General features: G+C 61.1%; 23 protein-coding genes and 1 other RNA gene. 18 read left to right on the forward strand and 6 right to left on the reverse strand.

Annotated elements, in window-relative coordinates:
- Positions 1-84 precede the first annotated feature (84 nt).
- The 4 genes from PM04_RS17400 to PM04_RS11880 all read left to right on the forward strand — a co-directional run bounded on the left by PM04_RS17400 (position 85) and on the right by PM04_RS11880 (position 3,780).
- Positions 85-876 (forward strand): TRAP transporter small permease subunit, encoded by a 792-nt coding sequence (locus PM04_RS17400; RefSeq protein WP_052068452.1) that lies wholly within the window; start codon positions 85-87, stop codon positions 874-876.
- A 12-nt stretch (positions 877-888) separates the two neighbouring features.
- Complete coding sequence (locus PM04_RS11870; RefSeq protein ID WP_038007019.1) at positions 889-2,337, forward strand: TRAP transporter large permease subunit; 1,449 nt, start codon at positions 889-891, stop codon at positions 2,335-2,337.
- Between the two features lie 210 nt (positions 2,338-2,547).
- Positions 2,548-3,144, forward strand: a complete 597-nt coding sequence (locus PM04_RS11875; protein WP_052068453.1) for a copper chaperone PCu(A)C — start codon at positions 2,548-2,550, stop codon at positions 3,142-3,144.
- Between the two features lie 24 nt (positions 3,145-3,168).
- The gene (locus PM04_RS11880; RefSeq protein WP_052068454.1) at positions 3,169-3,780 is read left to right on the forward strand and encodes an SCO family protein; all 612 of its coding nucleotides are present in this window, start codon (positions 3,169-3,171) and stop codon (positions 3,778-3,780) included.
- Positions 3,781-4,207: 427 nt separating this feature from the next.
- On the opposite strand, the gene gltX is transcribed toward PM04_RS11880, so the two are convergent.
- Complete coding sequence (gltX, locus tag PM04_RS11885; protein ID WP_038007020.1) at positions 4,208-5,533, reverse strand: glutamate--tRNA ligase; 1,326 nt, start codon at positions 5,531-5,533, stop codon at positions 4,208-4,210.
- Positions 5,534-5,670: 137 nt separating this feature from the next.
- Here gltX and PM04_RS11890 point away from each other — a divergent pair, with 137 nt between their 5' ends.
- Together PM04_RS11890 and PM04_RS11895 are read left to right on the forward strand one after the other, a co-directional pair.
- Positions 5,671-6,597 carry an MBL fold metallo-hydrolase gene (locus PM04_RS11890; protein ID WP_038007022.1) on the forward strand — a complete coding sequence of 309 codons (927 nt, stop codon included), beginning with the start codon at positions 5,671-5,673 and terminating at the stop codon, positions 6,595-6,597.
- Positions 6,598-6,801: 204 nt separating this feature from the next.
- Positions 6,802-8,400 (forward strand): DUF6798 domain-containing protein, encoded by a 1,599-nt coding sequence (locus tag PM04_RS11895; RefSeq protein ID WP_038007026.1) that lies wholly within the window; start codon positions 6,802-6,804, stop codon positions 8,398-8,400.
- On the opposite strand, the gene PM04_RS17405 is transcribed toward PM04_RS11895, so the two are convergent.
- From PM04_RS17405 to PM04_RS11915, 3 genes are read right to left on the reverse strand one after another with little or no spacing between them, the layout of a single operon-like run.
- Positions 8,382-8,774: a GtrA family protein gene (locus PM04_RS17405; protein ID WP_052068455.1), complete on the reverse strand. Its 393-nt coding sequence runs from the start codon at positions 8,772-8,774 to the stop codon at positions 8,382-8,384. The two genes, PM04_RS11895 and PM04_RS17405, sit on opposite strands and share 19 nt — an antisense overlap.
- Positions 8,774-9,508 carry a bifunctional 2-polyprenyl-6-hydroxyphenol methylase/3-demethylubiquinol 3-O-methyltransferase UbiG gene (locus tag PM04_RS11910; RefSeq protein ID WP_038007029.1) on the reverse strand — a complete coding sequence of 245 codons (735 nt, stop codon included), beginning with the start codon at positions 9,506-9,508 and terminating at the stop codon, positions 8,774-8,776. Before PM04_RS11910 ends, PM04_RS17405 begins: the two co-directional genes overlap by 1 nt.
- Complete coding sequence (locus PM04_RS11915) at positions 9,508-10,503, reverse strand: glycosyltransferase family 2 protein (RefSeq protein ID WP_152594031.1); 996 nt, start codon at positions 10,501-10,503, stop codon at positions 9,508-9,510. The genes PM04_RS11910 and PM04_RS11915 overlap by 1 nt, the downstream gene beginning before the upstream one ends.
- A gap of 155 nt (positions 10,504-10,658) precedes the next feature.
- Here PM04_RS11915 and PM04_RS11920 point away from each other — a divergent pair, with 155 nt between their 5' ends.
- Positions 10,659-11,345: a hypothetical protein gene (locus PM04_RS11920; protein WP_152594032.1), complete on the forward strand. Its 687-nt coding sequence runs from the start codon at positions 10,659-10,661 to the stop codon at positions 11,343-11,345.
- 43 nt (positions 11,346-11,388) lie between these two features.
- Here PM04_RS11920 and PM04_RS11925 read toward each other — a convergent pair whose 3' ends face one another.
- The gene (locus PM04_RS11925; RefSeq protein ID WP_038007036.1) at positions 11,389-11,874 is read right to left on the reverse strand and encodes a YHS domain-containing (seleno)protein; all 486 of its coding nucleotides are present in this window, start codon (positions 11,872-11,874) and stop codon (positions 11,389-11,391) included.
- Between the two features lie 184 nt (positions 11,875-12,058).
- Complete coding sequence (locus PM04_RS11930; protein WP_038007038.1) at positions 12,059-14,959, reverse strand: valine--tRNA ligase; 2,901 nt, start codon at positions 14,957-14,959, stop codon at positions 12,059-12,061.
- 299 nt (positions 14,960-15,258) lie between these two features.
- Between PM04_RS11930 and PM04_RS11935 the strand changes: the two genes are divergently transcribed.
- The 11 genes from PM04_RS11935 to rpmG all read left to right on the forward strand — a co-directional run bounded on the left by PM04_RS11935 (position 15,259) and on the right by rpmG (position 23,857).
- Positions 15,259-17,568, forward strand: a complete 2,310-nt coding sequence (locus tag PM04_RS11935; protein WP_038007040.1) for a xanthine dehydrogenase family protein molybdopterin-binding subunit — start codon at positions 15,259-15,261, stop codon at positions 17,566-17,568.
- Positions 17,555-18,631: a DUF2235 domain-containing protein gene (locus PM04_RS11940; RefSeq protein ID WP_052068465.1), complete on the forward strand. Its 1,077-nt coding sequence runs from the start codon at positions 17,555-17,557 to the stop codon at positions 18,629-18,631. Before PM04_RS11935 ends, PM04_RS11940 begins: the two co-directional genes overlap by 14 nt.
- Before the next feature lie 38 nt (positions 18,632-18,669).
- On the forward strand, positions 18,670-18,966 hold the full coding sequence (locus tag PM04_RS18420) for a hypothetical protein (RefSeq protein ID WP_369793314.1): 297 nt from the start codon (positions 18,670-18,672) through the stop codon (positions 18,964-18,966).
- A 6-nt stretch (positions 18,967-18,972) separates the two neighbouring features.
- A complete protein-coding gene (locus tag PM04_RS18425; protein WP_324618328.1) occupies positions 18,973-19,311 on the forward strand; it encodes a hypothetical protein in 339 nt (112 codons plus the stop codon).
- Positions 19,312-19,352: 41 nt separating this feature from the next.
- Complete coding sequence (gene gatC / locus PM04_RS11950) at positions 19,353-19,640, forward strand: Asp-tRNA(Asn)/Glu-tRNA(Gln) amidotransferase subunit GatC (RefSeq protein WP_038007042.1); 288 nt, start codon at positions 19,353-19,355, stop codon at positions 19,638-19,640.
- Positions 19,640-21,124 (forward strand): Asp-tRNA(Asn)/Glu-tRNA(Gln) amidotransferase subunit GatA, encoded by a 1,485-nt coding sequence (gatA, locus tag PM04_RS11955; RefSeq protein ID WP_038007044.1) that lies wholly within the window; start codon positions 19,640-19,642, stop codon positions 21,122-21,124. Before gatC ends, gatA begins: the two co-directional genes overlap by 1 nt.
- A gap of 26 nt (positions 21,125-21,150) precedes the next feature.
- Positions 21,151-21,810 carry a hypothetical protein gene (locus tag PM04_RS11960; RefSeq protein WP_038007212.1) on the forward strand — a complete coding sequence of 220 codons (660 nt, stop codon included), beginning with the start codon at positions 21,151-21,153 and terminating at the stop codon, positions 21,808-21,810.
- Positions 21,811-21,815: 5 nt separating this feature from the next.
- Positions 21,816-22,472, forward strand: coding sequence for an N-acetylmuramoyl-L-alanine amidase (locus PM04_RS11965; RefSeq protein WP_038007047.1), 657 nt, complete (start codon positions 21,816-21,818; stop codon positions 22,470-22,472).
- A gap of 78 nt (positions 22,473-22,550) precedes the next feature.
- An RNA gene (rnpB, locus tag PM04_RS17420) (RNase P RNA component class A) lies at positions 22,551-23,015 on the forward strand.
- 122 nt (positions 23,016-23,137) lie between these two features.
- Entirely contained in the window at positions 23,138-23,572 is a 435-nt protein-coding gene (locus tag PM04_RS11970; RefSeq protein WP_038007049.1) for a PAS domain-containing protein, read from the forward strand.
- 117 nt (positions 23,573-23,689) lie between these two features.
- A complete protein-coding gene (rpmG, locus tag PM04_RS11975; RefSeq protein WP_011454349.1) occupies positions 23,690-23,857 on the forward strand; it encodes a 50S ribosomal protein L33 in 168 nt (55 codons plus the stop codon).
- Positions 23,858-23,922 lie beyond the last annotated feature (65 nt).

Here is a 23,922-nt window from a genome sequence, read left to right on the forward strand (position 1 = left end):
GAAATAGCGGACCGCCCGGCCTTTTTTATCAGACCCCCTGCCATGCCCGCTTGAAAAAAGAGGCATGCAACACGGAGCAGACAGATGGAGAACCAAGAGCCCGTCGTGGCCATTTCCGACCCCGGTGAGGTTGGTCGTGCCGCGCACAATGCCGGTGATCGCGCCATCATTCAGATTTCAAACGTTTTCGCGTGGCTGTTCCCGATCCTGATGGTCGCCATTGTGGCGCAGGTTATCCTGCGGCAGTCTGGTTTTAACCAAGCGTGGTTGGATGACATGCAGTGGTGGCTGTATGGTGCCGCTGTTCTGATCGCCATCGGTTACGCCGTGACAACCAATGGCCACGTGCGCGTGGATATTTTCTACGACAATTACGCCCCCGAAAAGCAGGCCAAGATTGACTGCTTTGGCTTGGTTTGGCTGTTTTTGCCGTTTGTGATCCTGTGCTGGGACCTGACGATCCATTACGCCATCGCCAGTGTTGCCGCCATGGAAGGGTCCTCTAGCCCCAACGGTTTGCATAACCTGTGGCTGCTGAAGTGTTTCATGAACGTCAGCTTCATCTTTGTGGGCGCTGCTGCGTGGTTCACCTATACCCGCCGCCTTGCCACCTTGTGTGAGCCGGTTCTGTGGAAAAAGTTGTTCTATGCGTTTCCGTCGATCATGTTCTTGGTGAATTTGGTCGTCTACTACGCAAGCTGGTGGTTTATCTATTTCACCTCCGAAGAGGGAACGACCTTCCGCCAAGTGACCCGTGCCGACTATTTCGATGAGATCGAGTGGGGTCCGTTTGAGACCGCCCCCTCCGTCGCCATCGCGCTTGTCTTGACCCTTGTGCTTATTGGTGCCGCGCGCGCCATGGCCCCTAAATCGTAAGGCTCCAATATCATGGGTATCCTTGAAGTCCTGGGGGCGTTTGTCACCCTCAACGAAATCGCCGTGCTGGCGATGTTCCTCACCTTTATTTTCCTGCTGTTCCGTGGCGTCCCGGTGGCGTTCGCGCTGGTGGGTGTGTCGCTGATCTTTGTGTTGATCGCAGAGATTTTCCTTGATCCGTTTCGGTCCAATTTCCGCGATGTGATTGAGTTTGACCGTACGGGCATCGACTACCAACGCCTTGGGGCGCTGGGGTCACGGCTGTTCGGCAATATCGTGCAGAACCCCGTTTTGGTGGCGCTGCCGATGTTCATCTACATGGGCCTGATGCTGGATCAATCCGGCGTGGCGCAGCGGATGATGCACGCTATGCAAAAGCTGTTTGGTGGCCTGAAGGGTGGTTTGTCCCTGACGGTTCTGCTGATCGGGATCATCCTTGCGGCCTCGACCGGGGTGATTGGTGCGTCGGTAACGTTGCTGGGTGTGATGGCCCTGCCTGCGATGATGAAGCAGAACTACTCCAAGCCGATTGCGACGGGGACGATTGCCTCTGCCGGTACGCTCGGGATTTTGATCCCTCCGTCGATCATGCTGGTGATCATGTCCGATCAGCTGGCCATTTCGCTGGGTGATCTGTTCATGGGGGCGCTGTTCCCCGGGCTGCTACTGGGTGCGCTGTATATCACGTTCATCGTGGTGTTTGGCCTGATCTCGCCCAGCTCGATGCCTGCGCCGGAAAAGACCGATGAGGTTGGCTGGCCCGTGGTTAAGGAAGTATTGTTGGCCGTTGTGCCGCCCATGTTCCTGATCCTGCTGGTGCTGGGTTCGATCTTTGCGGGTATCGCGACGCCGACCGAGGCCTCTGGTCTGGGTGCATTTGGGGCCACGATGCTGGCGGTTCTGAACCGCAAGCTGAACTTCAAAGTCTTTGTTGAGGTCGCACGCTCCACTCTGAACACAGCCGGTTACATCGTGGGTATCTTCCTCGCGGCGAACTTCTTTGCCTTCGTTCTGCGCCGCTACGGTGGGGATGAGATCATCGAAAACCACATCTTGGGCATCTTTGATAACCCCTACATGATCGTGGCATTCATCTTGTTCCTCGTGTTCCTGCTGGGCTTCTTGCTGGACTGGATCGAGATCACAATCATCATCATGCCGCTGATGCTGCCGATCATTCAGGGCCTTGAGCTGGCTGTGCCGGGCTTTGGTCAGGTCCAAGACCCCGCCGTTGTGTGGTTCGCGATCCTTGTCGCGGTGACGTTGCAGACCTCGTTCCTGACACCGCCGGTTGGCTTTGCGCTGTTCTACCTCAAGGGCGTGTGCCCCCCCGGTGTGTCGCTGAGCCATATCTACAAAGGCGTGATCCCCTTCGTGCTGCTGCAGCTGTTGGGTCTGGGCATTGTGTTTGCCTTCCCCGCGCTGACGACGTGGCTGCCATCGGTGGCCTACGGAAATTAGCGTCAGCAATCAGCTGGTGAAAATTGAAAACCGCGCCTCTTGGGGCGCGGTTTTTTCGTGGCAGCGCCCCTGCGACACGCGGTCCCTTTGCCCTTGAACCGCTGCGGGGATCACGCCATATCTGCCCCAAGCAAAGCGCGGACTGCCACCCGCGCGGCGCGCATCTGCCCCGGATCGGACGCCTGGGGCGTAAAATAAAAGGATGATCCTATGTGGAAACCTGCGTCTCTTGCGCTGGCTTCGGCTGTTTGCCTTGGCTTGCTCACTCCGGCCACTGCCCATCACGATGGCGCGCACGCCAGTGCCGCCCCTGTGGCCGTGACCAGCACCGGCAAAGTCGGCATGAGCCATGGTGAAATGGCCAAGGCCAAGGTTGGCGACATCATGGTGATGAACGCCATGATCCGTGCAACGCCCCCTGCGGCCCCCGCGGCCGGTGGCTTTGTCACGCTGCACAACATGGGTGCGACAGATGACACCCTGATCGCCGCCCGCGTGGGCGCAGATATCGCCGGTAAGGTTGAGCTGCACACCATGGAGATGGACGGCGACGTTATGCGTATGTTCGAGGTCGAAGGTGGCATCGCGGTGCCCGCCGGTGAAATGGTCAAGCTGGTTCCCGGTGGCCTGCACATCATGTTCATGGGGCTGCCTCAGGGCCTAGACGCGGGCGTCAGTCACGATGTGACACTGGTGTTCGAAAACGCGGGCGAGGTGACACTGCCATTCGCCGTGCTGCCCCTCGATCAAGTGCGTGAGATGACCGGCGCGGACGGTCACGGCAGCCACGGCCACAAACACCACTAGCCAACCGCTCGGGAGGGCAGAGACATGTCGAAACGAATGTTGACGATCCTGCTGGGGCTGTCGGTCTGTGTGCTGGCGATATCGGCTGGGCTGTTGTTGCGGGTCGTGTGGGATGGCCGCTCGGGCGCGGGGGCGGGCAGCTTGGCCACGTCCGTCGAGTTCGGCGCGCCATTTTCTCTGGTGGATCACACGGGCGCCGAGATCACCGAGGCCGCGTTCAAAGGGCAGCCCAGCCTGCTGTTCTTTGGGTTTACCCATTGCCCCGAAATCTGCCCGACCACGGTCTATGACATGGAGACATGGTTCCAGGACCTCGGTCCGGCGGCTGGTGATGTTGAAGCGTTCTTTGTTACGGTAGACCCCGAGCGGGACACATCTGAGTTCCTGTCGGACTACCTGACCGCACAGTCAGACCGAGTGACCGGTATCACGGGCACGCCTGAGGATGTCTGGGCCATGGCGCGCAGTTGGCGGGTTTACTGGCAAAAGCGGCCGTTGGGTGATGGTGACTACACCCTCGATCATTTCGCCTCGATCTATGTGTTAGATGCGGATGGCAAGCTGTTCGAAAAGATCAGCTATGGCGAAGACGCAGAAAGCGCGAAAGCGAAGATCATGGCCGCGGTGAATAGCTAGACCCTTCGGATTGCGCCGCGCTTCGCGCGCCGCGATGGATATTTAGAAACCAAAGAGGGGGGCGCTGCACATTGTGGCGCCCCTTTTTTCATGAAAGCCAGGCCCGGTTTGTCAGGCCCTCGCAGCGCGCATGTCCGCTACGCCGGAGGGCCTTCCTTCTTCGGTTACGGTCATCGGCGTCCCCGCCTGTACCGCCCTTTCACCCTGCACCAACGATCTTAATAACGCGTTAAGGTTAATCGCTTCTTTGGTTCTTAAATATCCAAAAATCGGCGCAGTTGGGTCAACGTTAGCAGTGTCTTGTATGGGGTATGGCGCTTCAACGATCGCTGCTCTGGTTCGGAAGGTTCCAGACCAAACCGGCATTGAATCTTAACCATTGGGGGCCAGCACGTGTTTGTAAGCGCGCTGGCCGAGTTTTTGGGATTTATGGTCTTGGCGGCGCGATCTGGAACAGGGCCATGACGTCGCTCATGTCTGGACCGCGTTCGCGGCCCGTAACCGCCTTGCGCAGGGGCATAAACAGGCCTTTGCCTTTGCGGCCCGTCGTCTCTTTGACGGCTGCGGTCCATGTGCCCCAAGTGCTATCGTCGTAGGGTGCGGACGGCAGGAGCTCGAAGGCTGTTGCTACGAACTCGGCGTCTTCGTCGTCCACGATTGCGGTCGCTCCGTTTTGGAACATTGCCCACCATGCGGCCATGTCCGCGCGGGTCGTTATGTTTTCGCGCACGACGCGCCAGAACCGCTCGGCCTGATCGCTGGGCACGCCTAGGTTTGCGATGTCCGAGGCCACGCCTTCTAGCGGCAGGGACGCGAGGTGGCGTGCCGTGATTGGGAAGAGGTCGTCCTCATCGAACTTGGTCGGGGCTGCGCCAAAGCGGGTCACGTCGAAATTCTCGACCAATTCTTCAACCGACGTGCGCAGCTCAAACGGATCGGAGGAGCCGAGGCGGGCCATGTGTGACAAGAGCGCCATTGGCTCGACGCCGCGGGCGCGAAGATCGCGCAGGGACAGTGTACCCAACCGTTTGGACAGTGCTTCACCCTGTGGGCCGGTCAGGAGCGAGTGGTGCGCAAAGCTGGGCACTGCGCCGCCGAGGGCCTCAATGATTTGAATCTGTGTGGCCGTGTTTGTAACGTGGTCCGAGCCGCGCACCACGTGTGTCACGCCCATTTCCGTGTCATCGACGACGGAGGCCAGTGTGTAAAGGAATTGGCCATCGCCGCGGATCAGGACAGGGTCCGACACGGAGGCTGCGTCGATCGACATCTCACCCAGAATTTGGTCGGACCATTCGATACGTGTGTGGTCCAGTTTGAACCGCCACACGCCGTCGCCGCGTTCTGCGCGGAGGGCGTCTTTTTCGGCGTCGCTGAGCGCGAGGGCTGCGCGGTCATAAACAGGGGGCTTGCCCATATTCAGTTGTTTTTTGCGCTTGAGATCCAGCTCAATCGGGGTCTCGAAGGCCTCGTAGAACCGGCCCTTGCTGCGCAGATCGTCGGCGGCGGCGACGTAGCGGTCTAGCCGTGAGGATTGCGTCTCAACCCGGTCCCATGTCAGGCCCAGCCATTCGAGGTCCTCTTTGATGGCGTCTGCGAATTCGGGCTTCGAACGCTCCGGATCGGTGTCGTCGAGGCGCAGGATGAAGGTCCCGCCCGCCTTGCGCGCGATCAGGTAGTTAAACAGCGCGGTGCGCAGGTTGCCGACGTGCAGGTAGCCTGTGGGCGAAGGGGCAAAACGGGTGGTGGTCATGGGGGACTCCTTTGGGCGGGGATGTGTCATGCGCGCGCGCCGATGTCCAGTGTCACGGCTTTGTGTGCGCATCAGGGGCGGGACTGTGGGCGCAGTCGCGCTATGTCTTGGGAAAGACATTTAAGAGGGAGAAACCCATGACAACCTTTACCCGTCGCCAAGCCTTGGCAGCCTCTGCCGCGTTACCCTTTGCGGGTGCCGCCGCCACCAATGTGTCTGCCCAAGGCATGACCGACAAGCTGGGCAACACGCAGCCCACATTCCATCGCTTCGCCGTGGGCGAGATGGAAGTGACCGCCCTATTGGGGGGCACCCGCACCGTAGAAGAGCCGCAGGGGATTTTCGGCATGAATGTCGATGAAAAGACATTCGCAGAGGCGTCTGCGCAGGCGTTTATCCCTGACGATAAGGTGCAGTTCTTTTTCAATCCGACTGTGGTTAACACAGGCGCGGAGCTGATCCTGTTCGATACTGGGTTTTCCGGTGAGGGGATCTCGGGGCTGTTGGAGCAGGCGGGGTATAGCGCCGATGCGATTACACATGTCGTGATCACTCATTCCCACGGCGACCACATTGGTGGGTTAACCCGTGAGGATGGCACGCCCACGTTTGCCAATGCCGCTTACCTCACTGGGCGGGTCGAATTTGATACGATGTCCGGCACCGGGAATGAGGGGTTTGACACCAAAGTCGCCCCCTTGGCCGAACAGATGACCTTTCTGGAGGACGGTGGCGCGGTGGCGTCTGGCGTGACCGCGATGGCGATGTTTGGCCACACGCCGGGGCACATGGGCTACATGATTGAAAGCGCCGGTCGGCAGTTGGTTTTAACGGCGGATTTGGCCAACCACTATGTCTGGTCGCTGGGCTATCCCGACTGGGAGGTGCGGTTTGACCGTGACAAGGCCGCCGCTGCCGCGACCCGGCGCAATGTGTTGGGCATGTTGGCCGCCGACAAGCTGCCGATGCTGGGCTATCACATGCCGTTCCCCGGGGTCGGATTTGTCGAGCCGCGCGCGGATGGGTTCCGCTACACGCCTGCGACCTATCAGTTCATGCTGTAGGGACTGAGCGCGTTAACATTGGGGGCCAAGCTGCTGGGCGGCTTGGCCTTTTTCGTTGGTATTTCGTGTGGTGAGTGTTGCCGCTGGGTCAACGTGCCCGTCGATTGTGGGCGCAAGCTGGAATGCAGACTTGGCAGAGGCCCCGCGCGCGGCCACAAAAGCCGTATGGAGACCCGTTCCCCCCTTATTGCAGGAGTGTTCGCCGTGGCATTTGGGCTGATGGCCCATGCGCTTGTGGGGCATGTGCCGTTTCCGTTTGGCGATGATTTCGCCTATGCGCCCTTGGCTGAATACAAAGCAAACGGCGCACTGTTTGCCCGCGATGACCAGCTGCGCATGTTTGCCAACCATGCGCTGGTTTACGAATGGGTCTATTGGTTGGGGCAGAGCGGCCCGGGCGTGGAGGCTGTGTTCCGTGTGGCGGTCATTGCCTTGGCCGTTGTGTGCGCGGGGGCCGTGATGGGGGCACTTGGCGGGTTCGGTGCGCCGATTCTGGCGCTGCCCGTAGTGCTGGCGCTGGGGGTGTTGGGGCCGCTGGACGGATTGGGGCGCGGTGATTTTGGCGGTTTGATTGGTGCGTTTTTCCATCATCACAACATGGCCTTGGCCTCTGTGCTGTTGGCAGTTGCCGCTACGCTGGGACGGCGTTTTGTGTTGGCGGGGCTGTGTTTGGCGGGGGCTGCCTATGCCCAGCCGATGACCGCGATCCACGGGGCGTGGATTGTGGGGCTGGGCCTGTTGCTCGCGCAGCCGCGCGCGACTTGGACGCTGGCGTTTGTAGCGTTGATCGCGGCGTTGCCTGCTGTGTGGATCGTGGGGCGCGGGGTGTTGGTGGACGCGGGCGGTGAGGGGGTTCAGATCGACCTGATCACCGATGCCTACCGCTTTCGCGCGCCGCATCATTACGATCCGCCGTGGGGGGATATCGGGGTTGCGACGCTGTATCTGTTGGCCGGTTGGCTCGGGACCGCGTTGGTTGCGCGGACGGATCGTTGGCTGGGGCGTTTTGGTGTCGGGCTGATGCTGGCCTTTACGGTTCTGCACGCTGTGACCTTGGTGGTGTATAAGCTGGGGGTCGCCGAAACCTCGGCCCTGTTTATCCTAGATGCCAACCGCTCAACCCCTTTGTTGTTTGTGCTAGGACCTGTGATCGCCCTCGCGGGAATGTGGCGCGTGGGCGTGGGCGCGGCCAGCCTTGGGTGCGGGGTGGTTTTGGCCGCGATCGTGGGCGTGAACGGCAGCGTGGCAGGGGCTGGGATGCTTGCGGCGGGCGTCGTGGTCATGGGTCTGCACCGGTTCGAATGGGGGCCACGGGCGACTGCGGTGGGGGCGTGCTTGGCGGTGCCGTTGGTGTTCCCGCCCGCGACGCTGCCACCCTTTGTGCCGGCAGAGACCCGCGACGTGTTGGCGCAAATCCGTGCGCAAACGCCCCAAGATGCGCTGTTTGTGATCCCCGTCGGACTGTCATCGTTTCGGCACTACGCGCAGCGCAGCGCTTATGTGGATTTTAAGTTGTTTTCCGTTGCACAACCCGCGCAGGCTGCGCTGACGCGCGCGCGGATTGATCAGGTGTTAACCCCAAAGCCCGAGCACGCGGAGGTCATTGGCTGGCCCGCGATTGCCCTATGGGATGAGGATCAGCGGCAGGCCGGGACGTGTGAGGCAATGGGCGCGACCCTGCAGGCCACGGGCGCGGAATACTATGTACGCGCAGTAGCACCCGGTGAGGTGCCGCCCACGTGTGCGGGGCTGGTGCGGCCGATCACGGGCGCCACCCTCGTGGTTTACGAGGCGGCGGAATAATCCGGCCGGAACACCCAGAATTTGCACATCAAATAGGTGGAGGCGGGCACAGCGAGAGCCACACATGCCATCGTCAGGGCAAACGGCGCGCCGAGCCAGACGGTCATCGTTTGTGTGATGGACGACGACACCACAAGCCCCAAAACCGCTGTCGCGAGGAACCGTGGCCCGTGGAGGCGGTGGCGTAGGTCGGTGTGAAACACCCAGCGCCCATGCCCAAAGTACGACAGCAGCACGGCGGCGCAAAACCCTGCGGTATTGGCCATTTGCGGCGCGAGCATCAGGCCATGTGCCGCCCCGAGCGCGACACCCACATGGACGCCCGTCGCGAGCGCGCCAACACTGGCAAAGCGTGTCAGTTGTGCCGCTAGCATCAGTCGTCGTCGGCGGATAGGACCGCGCAGAGCGAGAGGCCAAAGGGCAGCGCAAGGCGCCCCACAAGGTGGCGCTCGGCGGCAAAGACACCGCGCAGCGCGCTGTTGATTATGGGGGCAGGCAGCGCGTCATCGACGGCATCGCTGCGCAGGACCGATTTGATTGCGCGCCCTGCGACGGCCACGGGGAAAAGTGCGGAGTTAAAGTAAAAGCTGCGTTCTACGCGCAGGCCCGCATCGTTCGCGACGCCCTTTAGGCTGGCACGGGTGTAGCGGCGGTAGTGGTGGTGCCGTTCATCATGCGCGGACCACAGCCACGGAAACGCGGGCACGGTCATGAGGACGCGTCCCTTTGGCGCGAGTTTTGTGCGCAGGGCAGCCAGCGATGCCTGATGGTCCTCGACGTGTTCCAGAACGTCGAAAAGCCCGATCAGATCGAAGGTCTCAGCCTCAAACGGGAGGGGGCCGGGCAATGCGCCCTCGGCCACGGCGACGCCGCTTTTCTGGGTAGCGGTGGCGCGGGCGTCATGGTCCAACTCAAACGCGCGCAGGGCCCCAAAGTCACTGAGCATCCCGAGGTTGCCGCCAGTTCCGCAGCCCGCCTCTAGGATGCGGGGGGCGTCCGGCAGGTCGATCATCCGCTCAATGACGGTGCGAATGATGGTGCGGCGTGCGGCGAACCACCAATGCACCTCTTCTTGTGCGGCCATTCGCTCAAAAACTGCTCGATCCATTAGTTTTGTCCCCCGGGATTATGGATGGAACGCAGCACGTAAAGGGGTCTCTCGCGGACCTCCGAATAGATGCGCGCGATGTATTCGCCAACGATCCCGATGGCAAAAAGGTTGAGCCCGCCGAACATCAAAATGGTGATCATCGTTGAGGCGTAGCCCGGCACGTCGATGCCAACGACAAGCGTGCGAAAGAACAAAACGGCCGCATAGAGGAAGGCCATTAGGGCCAGTGTGCCGCCTGCGTAGGTCCAAATTCGCAAGGGCACGGTGGAGGAGGAGAAGATCCCGTCGAGGGCGAAATTCCACAGTTTCCAATAGGTCCAAGCGCTGGTTCCGGCTTGGCGTTCGGGGCGATCAAAGGTGACCTCTTCGGTTTCGAATCCGACCCAGCTAAAGAGAGCTTTGTTGAAACGGACACGTTCATTCATGTCGCGCAGAACGTCGATGACTTGGCGATCGAGCAGCCGGAAGTCGCCCACGTCTTGGGGGATGCTGTGATCTGCGAGTGCGTTGAAAACACGGTAGAAGCCTTGAGCGGTCTTGCGTTTGATCCATGTGTCTTGGGTGCGGTTGGCACGGCGGGCGTTAACGATTTGGGCACCCTTGGACCACAGGTCTAGCATTTCGGGAATGACCTCGGGCGGGTCTTGCAAATCAACGTCAATGGGGATGCACACATCGCCCTGCGCGTGGTCGATGGCTGCAGAAAGTGCCGCCTCTTTGCCAAAGTTGCGCGACAGGTTGATCAGGTGGACATGTGGGTTGTCGGCCATGCGGCTGCGGATCACGAATTCGGTCGCATCGCGTGAGCCGTCATTCACAAAGATTACCTCGTAATCGTAAGTGGCGTGCAGGGGCGCAAAGACGCGGTCGATTTCGGTCAAAAAGGCTGAGACTGCTTCTTGTTCGTTGAATACGGGCACCAGCAGCGAGACCAGCTTGCGCGGGAGCGGGGCAGGGTAGGCCGGACGAAGGGTCGGTTGGTGCATGGTCATCGGATTGTCCCCGGTTTGTCGCTACGTGACGGTTTTGAGTATGGGCCGGAATCCGGCTTTTATTTGTCCCAAGCGGGCCGTTTATGGGGATATGTTTGGATGGATTAGGGGGGCTTACGCCTCACTTTTGCCACTGGGGCCGGCTAGGTGGGGGCATGTTCGACAAGAGTGATATGTCCCTGTTGGCGGTGGGTTTTGTGGCTGTGGGCTTGGTGCTGACGGCAGTGGATGCGGGGCGGCCATTTGCGGGGCCGCCTGTTGATTTGGCGACGGGCGATCTGCCGGTCGTGAGCGGGGATGTGCCCCTTGGGGCTGCGCCGCAGCAGGTCGATATTCAGAACGTTTCGGTCGATCTGGGAGCAGGCTTTACGGCTGAAATCCTTGAGAGTTATGTCCTGACGGGACGGGTCGTGACGCGCAAACCCTACAGGTTTGATGCGGTGGCAAAGGTCTCACCGTTGGATTTAGGAATAATTTACGGAGAGTTGTTAGACCCGGAATATGACGCCCGGGTACGGTATCGCACCGGCACCCGGATGATACGATTTCAGGCGGACGACACCCGCACGATGCCCCACGATTGGGATCATCTGGTAACGAACAATCATGTGATCCCGGTCGATGCCGCGGTCAAAGCGGCACTGATGACGGTTAAGGTGGGGCAGGCCGTGCAAATACGCGGCTACTTGGTCAGCGTGACGGGTGATGGGCTGCGGCCTTGGACCTCATCGCGGGTGCGCAGCGATGGGTTCCCTGCGGGGTGTGAGATTATCTTGGTGCGGTCCGTTGAGGTGCTGCCGCAGGGGAATGCAGTTCGGCACGCGCGTGTGGGTTACAAATAAAAACGCCGCGCCCAGTGGTGGGTCGCGGCGCGTGTTGCATGGGTCAGGAGTTTCCGGCCACCAGATCGGGCCAGTTGATATCGCCTTGGGCAATGAAGCCTGCACGATCCTTGTCCCAGCGACGCTGCACGCCGCGGTTAAAGTTTAGGTAAAGCTTGTCGTCTACGATGGCCCAACGCTCTGGCTCGGTGGAGGCGAGGCTGTTTTTCTCACCCACGGCCCAGGCGCAGTAGCCGCCGTATTGGGGGGCATAGGCGGTGGGGTCGGCTGCAAACAGATCGCGATTCTCGGCAGAGGCGAACTGCCATGTCGCACCTTGCCAGTCGTGGGTGAACTCGGCGGAACCCGCAACGGGCTTGCCTTGGGTAAAGTAGGCCACGGTGTCGGTGCCGTCTATGGCGATCCCGTCGGAGGTTTTGTAGATCAGCCCGCCCAGATCGCCGGTATCAGCGATGACGGATTGGATGCCGTAGACAGTGGCGAGGGAGGCTGCGGAAGCGATGAGCAAAGTGCGGCGCGTGAGAGGCATGAGGATGTGTCCTTAACAAGAGATCAAATGACATGTGTCGTTGAACCCTAGATGCCCTTGGCCGCGGCGGGAGACAAATCACCTCTGCTCACGGGTGCGTGTGCGTTGGTCCCGTTTGAATTGGCCCCGTGTGCGTTGGAGGCGGGCGGCGGATCGTGTGACCCGCCGCCCGGATGATGCGCTGTTAGATCTCGGCCAAGCGGGCAAGGGCGGCGCGCACCACCTCGGCCTCTCCCTCACGGGCGGCAAGGTTTGCACGGGCTTCTTCGACCACTTCGGCGGGGGCAGAAACGGCGAACTTGGGGTTGTTGACCCGGCCCGACAAGCCCTTGATCTCTTTGTCCAACTTGCCGAGGTTCTTCTCTAGCCGGCCGCGTTCCTTGTCGACGTCGATGATGTCTTTGAGCGGCAGGGCAAAGCTGGCAGCCCCCACAGCCACCGAGATCGCGCCTTTGGGGGCGGTGTCGGCGTCCGTCAGGCTTTCGATCCGGGCCATCCGGTCGATCAGGGCCTTGTTGTTGGCATAGGCCGCGCGGGCGGTGGCGTCGGCCTCTAGACGGACCACGGGGATATACAACCCAGCAGGCACGTTCATTTGCGCGCGCGCGGAGCGGATGCCTTCGATGAAACCAATGACCCAGTTCATTTCGGCGTCGGCCTGTGGATCGACAGCCTCGGCCCCGACGGTGGGCCAAGCGCCGTGCACACACATCGTGTCGCGCTGGGCGGTTTGGGCCCAGAGGTCCTCAGTGATGAACGGCATGATCGGGTGCAGCATCAGGATGCATTGGTCCAGCGCCCACGCGAGGGTGGCTTGGGTTTCAGCCTTGGCGGCCGCGTCATCACCCTGCAATAGGGGCTTTGAGAATTCGACGTACCAATCGCAGTAAGTGCCCCAGACAAAAGCATAAAGCGCGTTCGCCGCATCGTTAAACCGGTAATCCGCAAGGGCCGCATCGACGGCTTCGCGGGTGCGGCCGACCTCACCTATGATCCATTTGTTGAGGGTGGCCTCGGGCGTGGGTTGGGTCGTTTTGGGGGCGGCGTCCGCGCCGACGGCCTCATACAGTTCCGCAAAGCGGGCGGCGTTCCACAGTTTGGTGCCGAAGTTCCGGTAGCCCTTGATCCGCTCCATATCCAGCTTGAGCACACCGCCCAAGGCCGCCATCGCTGCGCTTGAGAACCGCAGTGCATCGGCGCCGAATTCGTCGATCACGTCCAGCGGGTCGACCACGTTGCCCACGGATTTGGACATCTTCTTGCCCTTGGCGTCGCGGACAAGACCGTGGAGGTAGACCTCGTGGAAGGGGATTTCGTCCACGACCGCAAGCTGCATCATCATCATCCGGGCGACCCAGAAAAATAGGATGTCTTGGCCGGTCACAAGGACGGACGTGGGGAAGTATTTCTCCATCTCGGGGGTGGGTTCGGGCCAGCCGAGCGTGCCGATGGGCCACAGGCCCGAGGAGAACCAGGTGTCGAGGACGTCGGGGTCGCGCGTGAGGGCAACGCCCGCGCCAGCTTGGGCCTGTGCCTCGGCTTCGGTGGTGGCGCAATATTGGTTGCCATCGGCATCGAACCACACCGGGATTTGGTGCCCCCACCACAATTGGCGCGAAATGCACCACGGCTCGATGTTTTCGAGCCAGTGGTAGTAGGTTTTCTCACCGCTTTCGGGCAGGATTTTGACGGTACCGTCGCGGACCGCGTCCAGTGCGGGGGTGACGATTTGTTCGGCGTCGACGAACCATTGGTCGGTCAGCATCGGCTCAATCACGACTTTGGAGCGGTCGCCAAAGGGCTGCATGATGGGCTTGTTTTCGACCATCGGTATGGCGCGCGTTTGCTCGGCTCCGTCCTCATCCGTGACGGTCTCGGTCGTCATGACCGCGAGGCCTTCGGCCGTGATGGCGGCGACAACGGCATCGCGCGCGGCGAACCGGTCCATGCCGCGGTAATCTTCGGGCACGAGGTTGAGGGCGTCGGTTTCGCTTTCGGTTAGTGTGCGCTTACCATCTGCGACCTCTTGGGCGATGGCTGCGGCTTCAGCGTAGGGCGCGCCATCGGCACGCATCGCGGCCTTGGTGTCCATTAGGCGGTAGCAGGGGATGCCGCCGCGCTTGGCCACGCCGTAGTCATTAAAGTCGTGCGCACCGGTGATTTTTACCGCGCCCGAGCCGAAATCGGGATCGGGGTAGTCGTCGGTGATGATCGGGATCAGGCGGCGATGTTCCTTGGGCCCGACAGGAATTTCGCAGAGTTTTCCAACAATTGGCGCATACCGTTCATCCGATGGGTGCACGGCTACGGCGCCGTCGCCCAGCATCGTTTCGGGCCGCGTGGTCGCGATCGAGATGTAGTCGCGTGTTTCGCGGAGGGTGACGTTTCCGTCCTCATCCTTTTCAACGTATTCATAGGTCGCGCCGCCCGCGAGGGGGTATTTGAAGTGCCACATGTGGCCCGCGACTTCGATGTTCTCGACCTCTAGGTCCGAGATCGCGGTCTCAAAATTGGGGTCCCAGTTGACCAAACGTTTGCCGCGATAGATCAGGCCTTTGTTGTACATCTCAACAAAGACTTTGATGACCGCGTCGTGGAAGTTTTGCTCGCTTGCGTCGGGGTCACCGGGAGCGCCACCCATCGTAAATGCCTCACGGTCCCAATCGCAGGACGCACCTAGGCGCTGCAACTGGCCGATGATCGTGCCGCGCGATTTGGCTTTTTGCTGCCAGACGCGCTGCAAAAACGCCTCACGGCCCATTTCGGCGCGAGTGGGTTCGCCGTTTTCGGCCATCTCACGCTCTGTCACCATTTGGGTTGCGATGCCCGCGTGGTCGGTGCCGGGCTGCCAGAGGGTGTCAAAACCTTGCATCCGCTTCCAGCGAACCAGAATGTCTTGCAACGTGTTGTTGAACGCGTGCCCCATGTGCAGGGAGCCGGTCACGTTCGGGGGCGGGATCACGATGGAAAAGCTGTCCTTGGCTCCGTCCCAGTTGGCGCCAGCGGCAAAGCATTTCTCGGCCAACCACTTGGCGGAAATGCGGGCTTCGGCCTCAGCGGCATTGAACGTTTTTTCCATCGACATCGGGCTCTTTCCTCACGGTTTCGCGTGGCAAATAGCGCAACCGCGAAGGCGTCACAAGCCGCTGGTCTGGGTCGGGCGTGCCTGTGCGGGGGATGGGGGCGGTTTAGCGTGCTGTTTTGCCGTGCGGGCCCTTGTTGTGGTGGTCCGTTTGGGGCATTCGTGCCGACCGATCCGCGCGGGCTGTATGGGTGAGCGGCGTGCATGTGCAAAAACCCAAGAATTTTGCGCCAAAGCAGGCCGCTGTGCTGGACTTCCCTGTGGGCTTTCCTACTGTCAGTCACAACGCAGGAGGAACGTTCATGAGCGGATTTGGAACCAGCCAAGCGATGCGCCGGGTCGAGGACCTACGGTTGTTGACGGGGGGCGGGCAGTATGTCGATGACATTGCCCCGCGTGATGCGTTGTTTGGGTTCGTGTTCCGATCCTCTGTGGCGCATGGCGAAATCACCACCCTTGACGTGAGCGCGGCCCGCGCGGCCCCCGGCGTGGTCATGGTGCTGACGGCTGAAGATTTGGCCGCCGCAGGGCGGGACACAGCTATGAGCGCCTCGATCATCAAGAACCGCGATGGTGTCAAAGGTGCTGCGCCCAAGCGGCCATTGTTGGCCGAGGGACGCGTGCGTTTTGTGGGCGAGCCTGTGGCCTTTGTGGTGGCTGAGACTCTGGACCAAGCGAAAGCGGCCTCGGAGCTGATTGTCTTTGACTTCGAGAGCCTGCCTGTCAAATTGGACGTGGCGCCGGGCGGCGGGGTGGACCTGCACGCCGAGGCCCCGGGCAATGTCGCCTACACGTGGGAAACGGGCGATGCGGACGCCGTGGACCGGGCCTTTGAGGCGGCGGCGCATGTGGTCGAGCTGACTGTGGATGACACGCGTATTATCGCCAATTCGCTAGAGCCACGCGGCTGTTTTGCCGAGATTGAGGATGGCGGCATCCACGTGTGTGTGAACGGGCAGGGTGTTTGGGGGCCACGCGATGACCTTGCCAAGTTCCTCGGGTTCACCAAGGATGAGGTCCGCGTGACGAACCCCGACGTGGGCGGTGGCTTTGGGATGAAGGCCATGAGCTATCCCGAGACGTTCATCGTTGCCCATGCGACCCATGCGTTGGGCCGGCCCGTGCGCTGGATGGCGGAACGCACCGAGAGCATGTTGTCGGACAACGCGGGCCGCGACTTGATTTGCACCGCCCGGCTTGGCTTTGATGCCGATCACAAGCTGACGGCCTACAGCATGGATTCAGTTGCGAATTTGGGGGCGTATAACTCGGGCTATGCGCAGTTCATCCAGTCGGAGTTGTTCGCGAAAGTGCTGCCCGGCGTGTACGATGTGCGCGACGTGTTCATGCGCAATGTGGGGGTCTATACGAACACCACACAGGTGGATGCGTACCGGGGCGCGGGACGGCCTGAGGCGATTTATGTGCTGGAGCGGGCGATGGATTATGCCGCGCGGGAGTTGGGCGTTGACCCGCTTGCGCTGCGCCGTAAATCGTTCATCCCGACCGAAAAGTTCCCCTACACCAGCGCCGTGGGTGAGATTTATGACGTCGGTGATTTTGACCGCGTCCTAAGCCGTGCCGAGCAGGAAGCCGATTTGGCGGGCTTTGCCGCCCGGCGCGCCGCCTCTGAGGCGGAGGGCAAGCTGCGCGGCGTGGGGCTTTGCTATTACATCGAGTCGATCCTTGGGAATCCAGAAGAAACCGCAATGGTGGCTTTTGAAGAGCCGGGCATCGCGACGCTGTATGTTGGCACCCAATCGAACGGGCAGGGCCACGAAACAGTCTATAGCCAGTTTGTGTACGAATGGCTGGGTATCCCGCCCGAGAACGTCAAAATCGTGCAGGGCGACAGCAAACGCATCGCCAAGGGCGGCGGCACGGGCGGATCCCGCTCGGTCACGACGCAAGGCACCGCGACCAAGGCCGCCTCTGAGGCGGTGGTCGCGCGGTTCACGCCCTTTGTGGCAGACTTGCTGGAAGTCGAGGCAGACACCGTCAGCTTTGGGGAAGGCAGCTTCCGCTCAGACGGGTCCAACCGGGTGATGACAGTGCTAGAGGCCGCGGATGAAGCGCGCGCTGCGGGGCGTGAGGACTTGTTACGCACCTCCGAGACGACAACCTTGCCCGGACGCAGCTTTCCCAACGGGTGCCACGTTTGTGAATTGGAAATCGACAAAGACACCGGGGTCGTGACGGTGGAAAAATACACTGTGGTCGATGATTTCGGCAATCTGATGAACCCAATGCTGGCGGAGGGGCAGGTGCATGGCGGTGTGGCGCAGGGCGTGGGGCAGTGCCTTAGCGAGGCGGTGGTTTATGACGAAAGCGGTCAGCTGCTCACGGCGACGTTCATGGACTACGGGATGCCACGCGCCGATAATCTTCCGATGATTGCATTTTATTCTGAACCCGTGCCCTCGACGGCCAATGTGCTGGGAATGAAGGGCTGTGGTGAGGCAGGCACCGTGGGCGCGATAGCCGCGGTTGGTAATGCGGCGCTGGATGCGCTGTGGCCACTGGGTCTGCGCAAGGTAGATATGCCGTTCACGCCCGCACGCATGTGGGCCATGCTGCGGGAGGCCGAGGGGCGCGCGATTGCGGCTGAGTGACAGGCTCCGAGGCTGGCTCAAGACGCGCCACGCCCCAAGCGCCGAGGGTCCGCCCGAAGCGCAAATCCATGTCGTGTTGCTGGACGGGACTATGTCGTCGCTGACACCGGGACTTGAGACCAACGTGGCGCGCATTTGGCGGCTGCTGCAAGAGGTCCCGGGGCTGTGCCTATACTACGAGCCGGGGATCCAGTGGCGCGGATGGCGCCGAGGCCATGAGGTTATGGCCGGTGTCGGGATCAACCGTCAGATCAAGCGCGCCTATGGCTTTTTGGCGGAGCGGTATCACCCCGGGGATCAGATCTACTTTGTCGGGTATTCGCGCGGGGCTTACGGCGTGCGTGCCTTGGCGGGGCTGATCAATCGCATCGGGTTGTTGCGTGCGGATGCGGTGAACCATGGGCGGCTGGAGGAGGTCTATGACCTTTATCGTCATCGTCCCGATAGCGCCGAGGCGCGGGCGTTTGCGGCAGAGCATTGCGTACCCAAGGTGCAGATTGATGCAGTCTGTGTGTTTGATACGGTGCGCGCGCTGGGCATTCGCTGGCCGTTGGTCTGGCGGTTCGCGCCTGCGGTACATGAGTTTCATTCCAACGTATTGGGGCGATCGGTGCGACGCGGGTTTCATGCGCTTGCGATGGATGAGACCCGGTTGGCCTATGCCCCGCAGCTGTGGGAGGTGCCTGAGCACCGTTTGGATGACGTGAAACAGGTTTGGTTTAGGGGCAGCCACGGGGATGTGGGCGGGCATATCGGCGAGTTCGCCCCCGCGCGCGGTTTGGGCAATGTACCGCTGGTGTGGATGTTGGAGCAGATGGAGGCCACTGGGCTGCCGCTGCCTGCGCAGTGGGCGCGTCGGTTCCCGCAGGACGCGACCGCGCCTTCGGCGGGCAGTACGCGTGGTTTCGGCAAGTTTTTCCTCGCCCGGCGGCGGCGCGTTTTGGGGCGTGATCCTTCGGAGGTGGTGCATCCCTCCGCTGAGGCGAGCCTGCCGCGCGGAGTGCGGTTGCCACGTCTGGAGACCGCTGCCAGCAGTGAGCCGGAAACTCAGGGCGGTATTTGAGTATTTTTTGAACAAAGGAGCGCCGGATTTTGGAGCTCATGCGTGAGATTGGTATCTATTGCGAGCGGATAGGGCCTGCGTTTTGGGCCGAGCCGATCAATGCGGTCAGCAATGGCGCGTTTTTGGTTGCCGCCTTGGTGATGTGGCGGCGCGCGCCCCAGCCGGTTTGTCGGGCCTTGAGCGGTGTGTTGGCTGCGATTGGTGTTGGTAGTTTTCTGTTTCATACCCATGCGACCGTTTGGGCGATGATCGCGGATGTTGCGCCGATTGGGCTGTTTATCCTTTGCTACATTTGGGCGGCGCATCGCTATTTTTGGGGTCTTTCGTGGGGGTAGGCCGGGGTGAGCGCGCTTGGGTTCTTGCCGTTTGCCGCTGTCCTGACGCCACTGTTTTCCGCGCTTCCGTTTTTTCATGTGTCGGCGGGGTATTGGCCGGTGGCTTTGCTGATTGCGCTGGAGGCGTGGGCGTTGCGCCGGCGCTTGCCGCGTGTCGCAATGGGAATGGCCGTGGGGGCCGGGGTGTTGGTTGTGTCGTTGATGGCGCGGTCGGTTGATATGGCGGTTTGCGCGGCTATTCCGGTCGGGACGCACTTTCTTTGGCACCTGTTGAACGGACTTATGTTGGGCTGGATGATTGAGGTTCTGCGTCGCCACCTTGCAGAGCGGCCAAGCGCTGGCTAAACGGGGGCGAAACGAGGCCAAACAGATGCAAAGGGGCGCCAATGTCCATCGATATTGAAACCGCACGCAAGGTGGCGAAGCTCGCCCGGATCGCCGTGCCCGAAGAGCGCCTTCCGGCGCTTGCTGGTGAGTTCAACGCAATCCTCGGCTTTATCGAGCAGTTGAATGAGGTCGACGTTGAAGGCGTGGAGCCGATGGTGTCCGTGACGCCCATGCGTCTGCCGCGGCGTGTTGATGTGGTGACGGATGGCAGCCAGCAAGAGGCCGTTTTGGCCAATGCGCCCGATGCGCGCGAAGGATTTTTTGCCGTGCCGAAGGTGGTGGAATAATGTCTGATCTCAACACGATGACGATTGCGCAGGCACGGGATGCCCTGCGCGCTGGCGAAACCACCAGTGCCGAGCTGACGGACGCCTGTCTGAACGCAATAGAGACCGCCGGTGAGTTGGGTGCCTTTGTGCACAACACGCCTGATGTGGCGCGCGCGCAAGCGGCGAGTGCGGATGCGCGAATTGCTCAAGGTGACGCGCCCAGCTTGTGCGGTATCCCGTTGGGGATCAAAGATTTGTTCTGCACCAAAGGTGTACCGAGCCAAGCAGCCAGCCGTATCCTAGAAGGGTTCAAGCCCGAGTATGAGAGCACTGTGTCTGGTCAGTTGTTTGACCGGGGTGCGGTGATGTTGGGCAAGCTGAACATGGACGAATTCGCCATGGGGTCCAGCAACGAGACGTCGGTCTATGGCAACGCCGTGAACCCGTGGCGTGCGGGCAATTCGGACGCGGCTTTGACGCCTGGTGGCTCATCTGGGGGCTCTGCCTCTGCGGTGGCGGCTGATTTGTGTTTGGGGGCCACGGGAACCGATACGGGCGGCTCAATCCGTCAGCCTGCGGCGTTCACGGGGATTGTGGGTATCAAGCCGACCTATGGGCGTTGCTCTCGCTGGGGTGTTGTGGCGTTTGCGTCCTCGCTGGACCAAGCGGGCCCGATGACCAAAACCGTGCGCGATGCGGCAATCATGCTGGAAGGCATGTGCGGTCATGATGCAAAGGACAGCACCTCGGCCGATCTGGCTGTGCCGGATTTTGAGGCCGCTTTGACGGGTGATATCCGGGGCAAGGTCATTGGTATTCCAAAGGAATACCGGATGGATGGCATGCCCGCCGAGATCGCCAAGCTGTGGGAAGACGGCACCGCCATGCTGCGCGATGCAGGTGCCGAAATCCGTGATATCTCATTGCCGCACACCAAATACGCGCTGCCCGCATATTACGTGATTGCACCGGCTGAGGCGTCTTCCAACCTTGCGCGGTATGACGGGGTCCGCTTTGGTCACCGCGCGTCGCTGGCGCAGGGTGATGGCATCACCGAGATGTACGAAAAGACCCGCGCCGAAGGCTTTGGGGCCGAGGTGCAGCGCCGCGTGATGGTTGGGACCTACGTACTGTCCGCCGGTTTCTACGATGCCTATTACAACCGCGCCCGGCGCGTGCGCGCGCTGATCAAGCAGGACTTTGATACGGTCTTTGCTGCTGGCGTTGATGCGATCCTGACACCTGCCACGCCGTCGGCTGCGTTTGAGTTGGGCCGCAAGGTGGATGATCCGGTTGAGATGTACCTCAACGACGTGTTCACCGTGACGGTGAACCTTGCGGGTCTGCCGGGTATTTCGGTGCCAACGGGCTTGGATGAAAAGGGCCTGCCGCTTGGCTTGCAACTGATCGGGCGGCCTTGGGAAGAAGCGGATTTGCTCAATACCGCTTATGCCCTTGAGACGGCGGCCGGTTTTGTGGCCAAGCCGCAAAAATGGTGGTAAGCTCACGCAAAAGTCGTGAGGCGAAAATGCGCAGTATAGTGTTGAGTGTGTCAGTGCTGGCCTTGATGGCCTGCACGCCGCCCGTGCCCGAAAGTGGCGTGGGTTTTGACACGTTGGGGCGCAGTGAGCGTGAGCAGCAATTGCAGACCGGGATCGCGCCACAGCCGACTACGGTGTTGCCGCCGGTAGCGGTTGGTCCACTGGATCCAGTTGATCCGGCTGCACAGATCGCGGCTGAGGCGACAGAAGCTTTGGTCGAAACCGCGCCTCAGTCCCCTGTGCTTAACCGCAACAACCCTGAGATCAGCCAAGAGCAGGATTTTGAGGTTGTCGCAGCGGAACGCGATATCGAGGCCGATGCCGCCCGCATCGCGGCTGCACGTCAGCAGTTTCAACTTGTGCGCCCCAAAGAGCTTGAGCCTGTGGGAGACACGGGTCCGAACATCATCCAATACGCGCTGAGCGCGAGCCACCCTGTGGGGCAAAAGCTTTATCGCCGGGGCAATCCGTTTGCTGCTGCGCGCCTAGAGGCTAAGTGCGCGGGCTACCGGACTGCGGACGTCGCGCAAGAGCAGTTTTTGGCTGCGGGTGGGCCGAGCCGAGACCGACTGGGGCTGGACCCCGATGGCGATGGCTATGCCTGTGACTGGGACCCAGCCACGTTCCGTGATCTGGTGCGCAACTGATCGTTATGCGCAGTCCGAACTTTGGGCCGCGCAAAGATGGGCTGCGGCCAGACCTTATCATCATTCATTATACTGCGATGGCCTCGGCTGACGGGGCAATCCGGCATTTGTGCGATCCTGCGGCCCAAGTGTCAGCGCATTATGTGATATGTAGTGCGGGTCGTGTGACGCCGTTGGTGGATGAAGCGATGCGTGCGTGGCACGCCGGTGCGGGGTCTTGGGGCGGTGAGGCGGATGTGAATTCCCGCTCGATCGGGATTGAGCTGGCCAACGATGGGTTTCAGCCGTTTTCCGAGCCGCAGATGACCGCGCTAGAGGATCTTGTGCGCGGGATCATGGCGCGCTGGGATATTCCACCAGAGGGTGTGTTGGGCCATTCAGACGTGGCGCCGGGGCGTAAGATTGATCCGGGCGCCCGGTTTGATTGGCGGCGGTTGGCGCGGCAGGGCTTAGCGGTTTGGCCCGATCCGGGGGCGCCGGGGGATTGGCTGTCTGATCTGCACCGCGCGGGCTATGCGGCGGACGCGGCGCCAGAGGTGCTGTTGTCGGCGCTACGGCTGCGGTTTCGGCCCGGTGCGGCGGGGCCTTTATGTGATGCGGACCGGGCGATTGCTGCAGGGTTGGCGGCGCAGTTTCCTGCCCGTCCAGCCCGACGCGCCTAGGGCGTTTGCACGAAAACACAGGCCGCATAACGGTTGGGGCTTGCACAAGGCCCGCCTGAGCGCGTAGCGAGAACCCGCGCGGAGGGTCGGATGATCGCGGCGCGTGTTGCACCGAGAATTGCTCGGTTCCGTGTCTGCGGCGGCTCAGATGGTCCGCCAAACCCACGGCCCCAAGATTTAGCGTGCAAGACGTGCCGAGGAAAGTCCGGACTCCACAAGGAAACGGTGCCGGGTAACGCCCGGGCGGAGCAATCCGACGGAAAGCGCCACAGAAAATAGACCGCCCGAGCGTGCTCGGGTAAGGGTGAAACGGTGGAGTAAGAGCCCACCGCCGCGCTGGCAACAGGGCGGGCACGGCAAGCCCCACTGGGAGCAATGCCAAATAGGAACCGCGCGCCAAGGCAACTTGGCGGGGCCCCTTGGCCCCAGCAGGTTCGGGTTGGCAGCTAGAGGCGTCAGAGCAATCTGGGGCCAAGAGGAATGGTCATCTCGAGGGCCCTTGTGGCCCTTAGACAGAATCCGGCTTATAGGCCCTCCGCGCATTTTCTGCTCTTTGGTACCGTTTGAGGCAGCAAGTTTCCCTTGCGTCCGCTGGGGTTGATTGAATTCACACGCTATGGCTAGATCAAATGGTTCGCATATCCTGCGGGCAGAAGGGTACGTGGATGAGCGACATCGAGCCCCCAGATGTGCAGAGCCGTTGGCAAGGTGCGCCAAGCAGTCCGCAAGGCGCGCTGGATCGTATCCGTCGGTTTGGTCCGTCTTTCACCCTCGCGTTTTTTCAAAACAGTCCAGACTCTGTTTCGCTGCTCTCGGCGGGTGGGGTGATCGAATACATGAACCCCAACGGTCTCGCGTTTCTTGGGTTTGATCGCAGCGATGAAATTGCAGGGCTGAGTTGGTCGACACTCTGGCCTGTCGAAACACAGACCAAGGTTCTGGCGGCGTTGAACCAAGCCAAAAGCGGTGTGCCCGCGCGGTACGAGTCGACTTTGGGTTATTTGAACGCGCCAGAGACCCGCTGCGCGATCACTTTGTCGCCGCTGATGGCGCCAGATGGTCATGTAGACGCTCTTCTGGCGGTTGTTCGCAGTCAATAGCGTGCAAACGCGCGGATCTGCGCGCTTTGCGGTTGACAGCCCCCCGCGACCGAGTAAAAGCGAGGCTCAAGTTTTTGGGCGGCATGTGTCCGCCCCTCGATCCTCTGGAGACTGACCATGGCGAAGCCGACCACAATCAAAATCCGCCTGAACTCCTCGGCGGGGACTGGCCACTTTTACGTGACCAAGAAAAATGCACGCACGATGACCGAAAAAATGGTCGTACGTAAGTATGACCCCGTTGCGCGCAAGCACGTTGAATACAAGGAAGGCAAGATCAAGTAAGATCGCCTAACCCTGACAAGACAAAGCCGGTCGTGCAGTCCCTGCGCGGCCGGTTTTTTATTGCG

Origin of the sequence: Thalassobacter sp. 16PALIMAR09 (genome assembly GCF_000765485.1) — a bacterium.
GTDB lineage: Bacteria > Pseudomonadota > Alphaproteobacteria > Rhodobacterales > Rhodobacteraceae > Thalassobacter > Thalassobacter stenotrophicus.